This window comes from Flavobacterium sp. 40-81, assembly GCF_001898245.1.
GTDB classification, from domain to species: Bacteria; Bacteroidota; Bacteroidia; order Flavobacteriales; family Flavobacteriaceae; genus Flavobacterium; species Flavobacterium inviolabile.
Genome location: NZ_MKTM01000015.1, coordinates 1 through 12,027, shown reverse-complemented (window position 1 = coordinate 12,027; position 12,027 = coordinate 1). Strand labels below are relative to the sequence as shown.

Below are 12,027 nucleotides of genomic sequence, written 5' to 3'. Positions count from 1 at the left end.
CCGCCATACGATTTTTCCCAGATGAGGTCCTGGGACTGAACCGTACAGGCACAAAGAAGCAGGGGCAGCAGCGCATACAGCCTGCTACCGGTTAAGTAATTTTTTGTCATAAAATACTCTATTAGTGTTAGTTACTAATTATACCACAAAGTAAAGGGTTTATTTTTATTAACGGCAATGGTTTTTTATAAAAAAACAGAATAGTGTTTGTTTTTATGATTAATATATTAAATCTTGATTTTAATTATTTATAGTTGAGTGTTTTTTAAGATTTACTTTTGAAAGTTGAGAGTAATCTGGTTTTTATTATTGTTTATTTAATAAGTAAATCGCTATAATTAAGGTGTTTAGCTTTTTTATTGTTTTTTTCGCGCTGCTTTTGTCGCAAAAAAATGGCATAACGCCCTTTTACTTTTAAAAGTTCACGATAAAGAAGGTTTGTTTCTATAAGCGTAAGCAAACCTGTTAAAAAGGGTTTTTTATAGTATCTTTGATATACCATAGCCGTTTAATAACGATTAACCGTAGTAGTATAGCCATGAAAACGATAAAAATCTCCTTTTTTATTTTAAGTCTGTCGGTTCTTTTTTGTTGTAATGACCGGAAAGAATTACCCGTTTTGTTCCCATTGCCTAAAAAATTAAAAGAAGTTTCAGGAATCACCACATCCCATTCCGGGAAACACCTGTGGGTTATAGAGGACAGCGGCAATAAAAATGAATTGTACCGACTGGATCCGGAAGGGAAGGTCGATCATACGCTGGTTGTGCAGAATGTTAAAAATACCGACTGGGAAGATTTAACGACCGACGCGGACGGAAATATGTATATTGGTGATTTTGGAAACAACGATAATATCCGCCAGGATCTGGCAATTTTTAAGGTCAATGCCGGCGATTTAGCGAATACTGCTGTCAATGCCTCTGAGCAGGTCTTTTTTTTCTATCCGGAACAAAAAGAATTCCCGCCTAAAAAAACGGAACGGTTTTATGACGTGGAAGGCTTCTTTATTTTTAAGGATAACTTTTACCTGTTTACCAAAAACAGGAGCAAAGGATTTGACGGGACAACCTTTTTATACCGCGTACCGAACAAACCAGGGAAACATGCCGCAAAACGCTTAGGAACTTTTAAGACCTGTGATATTTTTAACCATTGTGCGATAACCAGTGCGGCAATCAGCCCGGATGGTAAAAAAGTAACCTTGCTGAGTCATACAAAAGTATGGCTGTTTGAAAATTTTAAAGGTGATGCCTTTTTTAATGGAACAATGACCCGTTTGGAGTTGAATCATATGTCACAAAAAGAAGCCATCACCTTTAAGGATGATCATACGCTTTTAATAGCGGACGAAAGAGTAAAGAAAAACGGAGGGAATGTTTATGAGGTTTCGTTAGCGTCCTTAAAAACCAAACCCTAAACCAAACGCAATCCGGCCGTCTTCATTACTTCTGAAATAGGTTACCCGGGCGGTTATCACGTTTAATCCGTTAATCCAGATACCGCCACCGTAGGAATTGTGCCATTTGTCCGAATTTTGTCCGTCCAGCCAGACACGGCCGTAGTCAAAACCGCCAATGATACCATAGGTCATCGGGATAATGCTTTTTCGGATTTTACCCACGCTCAGGCGCAAATCGGAACTTTGGTAAAAAGCCTGTTTCCCTAAGAAACGTTCGTTCCGGAATCCTCTGATGTCATGGTCGCCGCCAATGGTCGCTCCCTGGTAAAACTCATAATTGTCATTCAGCAGGAACTTTCCTTTCAGGATAGTTGCCAGCACCAGCTTGCCTTTGGTATCGATTTTATGGTTAAAATTGATCTTGCTTTCAATAGAAGGGAAGTTCCGGTTCGTTTCGGAAAGGTTCATCTTCCAGCTTCCCAAAACAGAGAATCCCATTCCCATTGTCGGGTTCGAAGGATTGTCGTAATTCTCAAAACTATAACTAACGTTCAGGCCGCCAAATTGCAGGTTTTCGAATACTTTCGGATTAATAACACCCGGAATATTGATATAACGGTTTTGAGTATCTTCCACCTCAATGTTTTCAAAAGTCGCTTCAATCTTAATATCGCTGCCGTTTCTGCCTATTTTTCGCAATGCCGGTGCCGCTTTATAGGACTGGATACGCACACGGTTGTAATCCATTCCCAATGCCTCATCGTTATTAACCGTTTCGTTACCGTAACCAAAATGATTGATCGCAAAATTCGGGCTCGTAAAACGGGCTTCCAGTTCAAACTGCCAGTCCCGGATAACTTTGGTCACCACCGCATTATATGTTAGCTCAAAACCGTGTGTGGCAAAGTAATAATTTGCTTTAAAACCGTGCATACTCGAAAACGGAGCCCTGTTGAATCCGTTAACGGTATAGGAACCCACCATGCCTAATTTAAGCCCGTCATCCGGGTTGTAGCCAATTGTAGGCAGGCTGTTGAAAGCGCTGTATTTCGGCTTTTTATAATCGTAGGTATTGATCTCGTAATCATCCGTTAGAAACTTTCGGGTCTTTTTGTCTACCGTATAAGTGTTCTCTTTTGATTTGAAATCGTAAACAATAACCTTTTTCCCGTTTTCAATCTGGTAGGTATCGTGATTCTGACCGCCCAACAAACGAAGCTTAATCGCTGATTTACCGTTGCCTTTCACCTCGAAAATATCGTCGTCGTCCAGACCGTAAACCCATATCTCTTTGGTTTCGTCCGGAGTGTAGGTTTTGGTGTTTGTCACTTCTTCACCGTCTTTCTTCATGCGCGACGTGATGATGGTTATCTCACCGTCTTTGCTCCTGTCAATAAGGAACTTGTCTTTTTTATCGGTACCCACTACCAGAACGGTTTTGTGCAGTACTTTGTAATATTCGGAGGCATATTTTTCCAGATGTGTCCGTCTTACTTTTAATTTTTGCTTGATCTCGTCAATCGCGGCATCCTGAACTTCCTGCGGCAAATTGGAAAAAGCGGTATCGATATCCTGATCCGTTAAATGCGCACTGATGTAACGCGCCTGTTCGATCCAGTCCTTTTCGGTGGCATTAACCACAAAAGCAAGATCCATCGGGTAAGGTTCCATATTGAACCATTTGACGCTTCTGATGTCTTCGCTGTAACCCTGCATGTGGCGTAAAGCCGGAATGCGCATTAAAGGCGATAGCACCGCGCCGTCATATTTGCCGAATGCCTGGTCGCGGTCACGCGGGATCGGGCGGTAAACAACCGAATTACCTTCCTTGTTCTCGGCCCATCGCCACTGGTCGCTGTGGCGGTCCCAGTCGCCGATAAGCATATCAAACAAACGGGCTTTTATATATTCCTTTTCGTTGATTTTATATTTCTCGTCTTTTTTCAGATTCTTTAAAACATCATCGGTACTCACAATAGCATCCGATTTTCCGAAGCTTTCCAGGTCCGTATGTCCGTCGCTCGGACGTTCTTCCACCATATAGAGCTCATCTCCAAAATTGTCGTTGAAACGGCCCAGGCTTTGTTGTTTCGGTATATAAAACAGCTTCGGATTGGTATAGCTGACGCCGACAGGTCTGGCAAGATTGCCCACCATAAACGGAATATAAGGATGTGAAGAGGTATAGAAATCCAGTAAAAACGTTTCGGCAAAAGTATCTTCAAAATCATTCTGAACAAACTGGTCCTTAAAAGCGACTGCCTGTAAAAAACGGGAAGCACTCTTTTTTAAGGCTCGCATTACAAATTCTTTTCCGTCCTTATCTTTTAAACGCAATGATTTCGACTGGTGTCCGCCGCCGGCTCTCACCGGGGTTAATCCGCCATATAAAGTATCCAGGGTAGCATTTCGGGCGGTGATCGGAAGGCTGTAGTATTCACGGTAGTGTTTTCCCCATAAAAAGCTGTAAAACCCGCTTTTTGACGTCATTTTTTCAGAATAGATGGCTGCTTTTGTAAACGGAGGAAAGGTTGCCGGATAGGCAGCTGTTTTCGCTTCCGGTTTTGGGGTAATGATATTTTGCTGGTATAAAACCGTATTCTGTTTGTCGAAGAAAGTCAGCACCGCACTTCCGTTTTTATGAAAATCCAGTTTGGCAAAACCGTTGCCGCCATAAGAGAAATCATTCGGGAAAATGGCACGTGCCGCTTCATTTTTAGAACCGGCACCACTGATGATCTGTTTGATATTGTCATTTTCAATATACTGCAGGTTGTGGTCGTGTCCGGAAACGACCAGTACATTGTCCTGTCCCTGAATTAACGCTTTGATCCGTTTGGTTAAGGCGGTATATTGCTTGTTTTGAATGTCCTGCGGACTGATTCCGGAAGTTTTCCGGATCAGGTTAATCAGCGAACCAACAAAAGGAAGCGGGATGTCTTTTTCAAGCGGATAGAGTTCTTTTCGCAAGGAAAACTGACCGCCATGGGAACCGTTGCTCATTAACGGATGGTGGATGGCCAGTACTACCGTTTTATCCTGGTGCTTGTTTAAAAGGCTTTCCAGTTCTTCAAAAAAATCCTCACGGGTTTTAATGTTGCAGTTGTCGTTAATGGTCGGGTGCTCGTCCCAGTTTTCCAGGTACCATTCGCTGTCAACCGCAATTACCGTAACCAGGTCGTTGATTTTCAGGTTGTCAATCGGGCAGCCTTTTCGGGGAAGAAAGCCTTTTTTGTCGTTAAGGTAATCGGCAACATATTTTTCCTGTCTTTCCAGTCCTTTTACACCGCTGTACCAATCGTGGTTTCCGGGAATAAAAACCGTTTTTCCGGCAAAGCTTCCGGAAAGTTTCAGCTGGTTGTCCAGTTTTAGTTTTGCCAGTTCCTGCGCCGCCGCATCCTGTGAATCGGGGAATCCGTACGGATAGATATTGTCGCCTAAAAAGAGTAGGGTAGTATTTTTATCGGCTTTTTGCAGCTGCCCGTTTAAAGAAAGGAGTGTTTGTTTTCCGCTTTCTTCATCGGCATTTCCGGCATCGCCCACCAGAAAAAGGGTATGGGCAATGTCCCCGGTTTCCGTTGTTTCGGGACGAACCGGATGGGCAATGTTTTTACCGGTTTGAATTGTGTGAGTAGCACATGACTGAAATAATAATAGGGGCAGGATATACTTAACTAACGTATTATTTCGTTTCTTATAAATGCTTAACCAAAACAATTTCATAATTTAGAGGTGTAAAAATTAGCTTATGAATATTACAGAACAGGCGGAAAACTTTGTTTTCGCCCTACTCAAAGATAAACTTTCTATTTCATATACTTACCATAATTTTAATCATACATTACGGGTGGTAGCTGCTGTAAAGCAATTAATTGATAATGAAAAAGTTGACGCCGGTACAGCGGAGCAAATAATCATAGCCGCATGGTTTCACGATACAGGCTATGTGAAGGGATGTAATGAACATGAAGAATGCGGAACCGGCATTGCCGGGAAATTTCTGAAAGAACACGGTAAGGACGATGCTTATATTGAAGCGGTAAAAGCGATTATCCGGGTTACCAAAATAGATAATGAACCGGAAAATCTGGTACAGAAAATCATTAAAGATGCCGATTATTATCATTTTGCGGCCGACAATTATCTGGAATTGAGCGATTTGCTTCGGGAAGAATGGAAACTGACCGAAAACAGGGTTTTTACCGATCTGGAATGGGCGATGGGCAACCGGAAAATGATGGTGCAGAGCCATCGTTATTATACGGATTATGCAAAAGAACACTGGCAGCCTAAAAAGGAAAGCAACATTATTGCCTGTCAGCGGATCATCCAGAAACTGACCGAAGAAAAAGCGGATTCCAAATCCAGTATCAAGAAAAAAAAGCTGGAAAAACTGGAACGGCCGGAACGCGGCATCGATACAATGTTTCGCGTAACACTGAACAATCACACCCGCCTTAGCGATATTGCCGACAGTAAAGCGAATATACTGCTATCGGTAAATGCAATCATTATCTCGGTTGCTCTTTCCACTCTGGTGCCCAAACTGGACAGTCCGAGCAATGCGCATTTGATCATACCAACGTTTACGATGATCGTGTTCAGCGTACTGTCGATCATTTTTGCCATTTTGTCCACACGTCCCAAAGTGACCAGCGGGACTTTTACCCGTAAGGATATTGAAGATAAAAAAGTGAACTTACTGTTTTTCGGGAATTTTTATAAAATGCCGATTGACGAATATATCTGGGCCATGAATGTCATGATGAAAGACCGGGATTATTTGTACAATTCGATGATAAAAGACTTGTATTACCTGGGATTGGTACTGGATAGAAAATACAAATTACTGCGTATTACCTATACCATTTTCATGATCGGAATTATTTTCTCGGTAATCGTGTTTGTTCTTGCTTTCCGTTCGCTGGGCGTCTGAATTATTTAAGTTCGTCCAGTAATTCCTGGTAGCTATACGTTTTTGGAGTGCCTTTTAACGGCTTGTTGTTTACTTTAACACGCAGTGCCTTTAAACCGGATACTCCCTGCAGGCTTTCCACATCGAAACTTTCTACGGTTTCTTCCAGAATACCTTTAAACTGAAGGAACTGAATGTATTTTTTATATTCGGTTTCTTCATAAAGATGGGAATATACAATTGTTATTTTGCCCTGTTCCGTAATGCGTTCCGTTTTTCCTTTAATATTCGCTTTGTCGATCCGTTTTTTAACCACTTCATAGCGGGCATTGTAAGTGCCGTCTATATCAAAACGCTTTTCGTCCATACGGAAACGAATGGAAATAGGGGAGCTGAAAACTAAAATTAACGAAGTTACTTCCAGCTGAAACGGCAGTGACAGCTTGAGGTGATCGTGTTCCATTTCCATTTCGCATAAGGCCTGTAATTGCCATAGGCGCAGGTTTTGGAGAAACATCAGGTCAAAGTTTAACTGCGGCGCAATACTGGCACCAATATACAGGTTGTGTTCTACACCATCTGTTTTAAAACGTTCGTAATAGTGCGGGAAAATAGCCTGCGCTTCAATTTGTTTGGCATCCAGTATGGAAGCCATTTTTTTATTGGTCAGCGACAGGGCCAGGTCGAATTTTTTACGGGCTTCATAAAACGTTCCGGTTTTCGGATCCAGTTTTTCAAAATAGCTGTCGATACTCTGAGTTTCGGTATTGTTGGCTCTGGCATTTTTCAGGATCGGATGGATTTCGTTCTGGATATAGCTCTGGATCTGCTGTTCCGTATCGGCTTTTAGCGAAATTGCCAATTCCTGCAATAAGGTTTCCATTTCAAATTTCCGTTGTTCCAGTATCATTAAATTGATATTGGACTTCATCATTTCAAAAATGTTTAAAATCGTTTCGAGCTGATTTCTCAGATCTTCCTGTACGGTTTTGTTACGGGCATCGGAAGAGCCTTTAATATCGATCTGGCCGTAAAGCGGATAGACATTTTTAAAAACGATTTCCTTAAAGATATATTCTTTTTGCTGACTGTTGTCGATCAGGTAATTTTCGGCTTCTTTTTTGAATTTCCAGTATACGCTCGGGTGGATGGCGGTATATTCTTTTTGAATAACTGCCTCAATATGGTTTTGCCATTCCGAATTATAGCGGTCCAGGGTGTCAATAATATACGGCATGATCAGTTCCAGCTTGTTTGCATTTAAACTGTTCAGCTTGCCCGGCATTGAAGACGCCAGTTCGATAATTCCTAAAATCCGGTCATCTTTTACCACCGGCGCCAGGATACAGCTTTGGATATTTTGTGCCAGTAAATGATTGCCTAGTGTTTTGTCTTTGGCCGCGGCTACAAACTTGGAAACGTTGGATATCGTGAAGTATTTCTTTTCACTGATTAAGGTTTCAAACGAGCATTCGCAAAGCGCGTTCTGGCAATCATAATCCAGTTTGTCGGAAAGGATCAGGCTGTTGAGCTTCTTGGTGGGAACCTGCTCAAATTTTTGTTCCTCACTGTTAAACGGGGTAAAACCGATTCTTAAATCGGCGATTTTATAGATCGAGCGAAAGATGGTTTCAATGCTGTTATCGTGATTCAGGTTGCTTTTGTCCGGTCGTAACAGATTGCTTTTTAAGTTGGAAACCGAATTTTCAATAGTGGCATCAAACAGGATGACTATCCCGAAGCCTTTTAATATCCAACTTTCCTGTGGGAATTTTTCTTTCCAGAGTTCAAAATTGTCAAAATTGTCAATAAGCTGGTCAATGTCTTCTTCCGATAGTTTTACCGATTTTTCAGTAGGAATGATTTCCATAAAATCGGCATTATACATAATGCGGTAATGTCTGATAATTCCGTTTTTATCCGGAATGTCATAAAAAAGCGGGCGGCTAAAGTCGAAATCCCGGCCATAAAAGGAGTTCAGGATCAAACAGCAGTTCATGACATAAAACTGATGCTGATCAAAATCACGAATGGTCATGTCAAAGTCTTTACCGGCTTCGCTGAGTATTTTTTTAAAACGTTCGGTATAATTGAAAGTGATATTCTGGAAAGGAATGGTCACCGCTTTAATTTCATTGTTGGTTAAAGCAGTGGGGAACAAATCGGCCAGTAAATTGTGAATCAGCTTCTCCTGTTTTTCAATCTGCCGGTAGGTTGTGATGCCTTCCCGTAATTCCGGAAGCTTATCGGCTTCTTTTAATAGGGCCTTTGCATAATTTGAACGGTAATCAGCCTCATCCGACTGTGCAATATTTTCCAGTGTTTCCAGTACTTTGTGAAAGGAAACCTTGATTTTAAAGGGGCTGTCGGGGAATTGGTTCAAATTCATTTTCATTTCATTTGTGACTGTAAAAATACTAATAAATATGGAATTAATCCGGTTTCCTGCTTTTGAATTTGCAAGGTGTAATCAGGTAAAAATACCGGTATTTTCTTAAGGATAAATACGTACTATTGCCTTTCTTTTCTACATCTTCGTTGCCTTGTTTTCTGCCTCTTTTGCGGAAAACAGGGTCGGCAACCTGTGCGAATGCGTATTTATACGTAATAAATTACGTATTTAATGGTATTTTCAGTGATAGCTACTCTCCCTAATTTCGCTTCAAATTTTAATATTATAAACATGGAATTTAGTAAAAATTCAGGCGAAGAGATTAGTTTAGGTTTAGGAGTAACGTATGTAAAGGCTTTCCGTGCAAATAACCCGAAAGGAGTAAAAGCTTTTGCTGTAGGCGCTACTCACTTGCAGGCTATACTTGATCAGGAAGGGTGTGAAGGGATTCGGATCTATAACGGATTTAATGAAGAAGAAAACAGTCCGAATATAGTAGTGGTAGGTGTCGATTGTGAAGGAAGAGACATGGTACAGGGAAAACTACTGGACAGAGGAATCAAATGCCCGGATATGTGCGATATCATGAGTCCGCTTTTCCAGGATTAATGAGCATTATTTGCTAAAAATGAAATTTAAACCTGTTGGTGAAATCAACAGGTTTAAGTTTTTATATATTTGCGTAATTTTCAGACCCCCAATACAGTACAATTTGAGACCAGTATATTTAATAGCGCTGATATCACTCTTTATAGGATTTATTCCTATTGTTTTGTTTTTGATACGGAAACAGAAAAAGAGGCTGTCGATACAAACCTTATACCTGGAGCCTTATGTTTGGCTCATTCTGATATCCAGTGTATACGAACTCATTTGTACACTCATCTTTAAACTCAACTCCGATGTCTGGTTCCGGACGTACCTGTTGCTTGAGTTTATGGCGTTGTTTTATTTCTTCTTCAACGTTTTTAAAAACCGTTACCGCTTTTTATTTTACTTTTTCGGTGCCGTTTTCCTGCTAACCTTTATAGGATTGCTCTATGTTTGGAACGATTGGAATAATTTAAAGACAGATTCCTATTTATCGCTCATTGAAGCCATTTTTGTCTATACTTTTGTTATTCTGTGGTTTAAAGATGTCTTCTTAAACCTGACCGAACAGTACTTGTGGAATTTTCCACTTTTTTACTTTATATCTGGCTTTATATTCTATTTTTCCGGTACCTTATTTCTATTTTTGATGGGTGATTTAATCTATGAAAGTCCTGAAGTAATTTTCGAGGATTTTTGGGTGTTTAATATCATTTTGAACATTATCAAAAATATATTTTTAATGATAGGGATATGGAAGGAGCAGAAGAAATAAGAATCGTTTTCTGGTTGGGAACATTGGGAATGCTGTTTCTGGCTTTTGGATTGTTATCTCTGGTATTGTATTACCAGAATCATTTCTCCAAGATGAAGCGGAAAGAGACAGAGCTTTTGCTTAAAACCTCACTGGAAACCGAAAAGAACGAAAGAAGGCGAATTGCGGCCGACCTGCACGACAGTGTTTCCGGCGATCTGAATTCTATTCGTAATTATCTGACCATATTAAAAAAGAAAGATACCAGTGCCGAGAATCATGAGATTTTTGATGAAATCAGGATGGGTGTGGAGATGGCTTTGGAAAATACCCGTAAGGTGTCGTATAATCTGATGCCGCCGTTATTGGAAACATTTGGTCTGGTTACGGCTTTAAAAGATTATCTGGACGGACTGTCCAGGAAAACGGAAATTGCTTTCAGGGTAGAAAGCGAAACGGAAGAAGTTACCTTGTCTGCCGCTGTGGCGTATGAGTTATTCCGTATCGTTCAGGAGCTTACCACGAACATGATTAAATACGGAGCAGTATCGGAAGCGACAGTAATACTTGGTTTTACCGATACAAATTTTAAAATTATGATCGTGGATAACGGGATTCCGTTTAACTTTGCCGGGCTTTTGGTAACTTCAAAAGGAACCGGAGTAAAAAATATCAACTCAAGGCTCAAAATTATAGGAGCGGAGTTTGTACAGGATACTGTCGAAAAAGGAAATAGTTTCACCATTTTATTAAAGAAAGAAAAGTGCTTAGAGTAGGAATAGTTGACGATCACAAACTTTTTAGAAAGAGTCTTGCTCTTTTAATCGGTTCGTTTAAAAACACCAAGGTTGTTCTGGAAGCCCAAAACGGGAATGATTTGCTGGAACAGCTGCAAAACAATCCTATTGATTTGCTGTTACTGGATATTCAGATGCCGGAAATGGACGGCTTTGAAACGTGTGAGTATGTACGGACACATTATCCGGATATGAAAGTACTGATCGTTTCCCAGCTAACGACTAAAGAGAGTATCCATAAAGTAATGGAACTGGGCGCGCACGGTTTCTTTACCAAAAATTCCGATCCGGAGCAATTGGAGAATGCCATTAAAAGCATTCATGAAAAGGAATTTTATTTCGGGCAGGAACTGGGCGTGGTTTTAAGAGAAGCGATCCTTTGGGAGAAGAATAACAAACTAAAGGTGGCAGCATCGTCGATCTCTATTTCCGACAGGGAAATGGATGTTATCCGCATGGCCTGCAAAGAGCTGAGCAGCATTGAAATTGCCGACCAGCTGCACATCAATGTCCGGACCGTGGAAACGCACCGTAAGCGTATCATGGAAAAAACAAATTCAAAAAACTTCATTGGCGTTATTTTATTCGCCTTACGCCATCAGTTACTTTCCATAGAAGAGCTGAATCAGCCGTAGTTTTTTACGGCAAATACCTTCGCATCCGGCTGTATTCCTCGAAAAGAAGTGTTTTTCGGGATGAAAAAGCAGTATTTCTACGTATTGTTTGTTGCACTTAAATTTATGAATTTTGCCCTAATAGAGTTTTTCATTTAGTAAGTTTAAAAAGACCATATTAAACCTTATTGATTTATTAACTGTGTGTTCCTAAACTTTTTAAGTTGATAGCAAAATATGGTCTTCTTTACACATCGAAAAGGTGTATTTTAGTTAGTGAAGTTCTTTTAATTTTGGGTTAAAATGCTGGGCGGAGAACTGTTCAGCATTTTATTTTTTTATGATTTCCGAAAAATATTGTTTAATATACAATAAGTTTTTATTTGCATATCTTTAGTTTTTTTGAACAAAAGCAGCTCCCTGAGGAGCTGCTTTTATTTTTTATAATGTCCCGTCCTGAAATAAGTTGACACAAAATCGACTTATTATGAAAGACACAACAACAACGCGAGTTAAGCGTACTCAAAAGGATTATAATATGGCTTTTAAATTAGCTGTAGTT

General features: G+C 40.4%; 8 protein-coding genes. 5 read left to right on the top strand and 3 right to left on the bottom strand.

Annotation, left to right across the window (positions count from 1 at the left end; all coding sequences use genetic code 11):
* Positions 1-313: 313 nt before the first annotated feature.
* Positions 314-502, bottom strand: coding sequence for a hypothetical protein (locus BGO42_RS05305; protein WP_273243524.1), 189 nt, complete (start codon positions 500-502; stop codon positions 314-316).
* 36 nt (positions 503-538) lie between these two features.
* Here BGO42_RS05305 and BGO42_RS05300 point away from each other — a divergent pair, with 36 nt between their 5' ends.
* A complete protein-coding gene (locus BGO42_RS05300; RefSeq protein WP_273243523.1) occupies positions 539-1,420 on the top strand; it encodes an SdiA-regulated/phytase-like domain-containing protein in 882 nt (293 codons plus the stop codon).
* Here the strand turns inward: BGO42_RS05300 and BGO42_RS05295 are convergent.
* Positions 1,403-5,125, bottom strand: coding sequence for a metallophosphoesterase (locus tag BGO42_RS05295; protein ID WP_273243522.1), 3,723 nt, complete (start codon positions 5,123-5,125; stop codon positions 1,403-1,405). The two genes, BGO42_RS05300 and BGO42_RS05295, sit on opposite strands and share 18 nt — an antisense overlap.
* Before the next feature lie 25 nt (positions 5,126-5,150).
* Between BGO42_RS05295 and BGO42_RS05290 the strand changes: the two genes are divergently transcribed.
* Positions 5,151-6,338 (top strand): Pycsar system effector family protein, encoded by a 1,188-nt coding sequence (locus tag BGO42_RS05290; RefSeq protein ID WP_273243521.1) that lies wholly within the window; start codon positions 5,151-5,153, stop codon positions 6,336-6,338.
* A gap of 1 nt (position 6,339) precedes the next feature.
* On the opposite strand, the gene BGO42_RS05285 is transcribed toward BGO42_RS05290, so the two are convergent.
* Positions 6,340-8,706, bottom strand: coding sequence for a GAF domain-containing protein (locus BGO42_RS05285; RefSeq protein ID WP_273243520.1), 2,367 nt, complete (start codon positions 8,704-8,706; stop codon positions 6,340-6,342).
* A gap of 294 nt (positions 8,707-9,000) precedes the next feature.
* On the opposite strand from BGO42_RS05285, the gene BGO42_RS05280 reads away from it, so the two are divergent.
* From BGO42_RS05280 to BGO42_RS05270, 3 genes are all read left to right on the top strand, one after another.
* On the top strand, positions 9,001-9,318 hold the full coding sequence (locus BGO42_RS05280) for a hypothetical protein (protein WP_177733543.1): 318 nt from the start codon (positions 9,001-9,003) through the stop codon (positions 9,316-9,318).
* A 735-nt stretch (positions 9,319-10,053) separates the two neighbouring features.
* The gene (locus tag BGO42_RS05275; RefSeq protein ID WP_273243518.1) at positions 10,054-10,830 is read left to right on the top strand and encodes a sensor histidine kinase; all 777 of its coding nucleotides are present in this window, start codon (positions 10,054-10,056) and stop codon (positions 10,828-10,830) included.
* Positions 10,818-11,486 carry a response regulator transcription factor gene (locus tag BGO42_RS05270; protein WP_177733546.1) on the top strand — a complete coding sequence of 223 codons (669 nt, stop codon included), beginning with the start codon at positions 10,818-10,820 and terminating at the stop codon, positions 11,484-11,486. Before BGO42_RS05275 ends, BGO42_RS05270 begins: the two co-directional genes overlap by 13 nt.
* Positions 11,487-12,027: the final 541 nt, after the last annotated feature.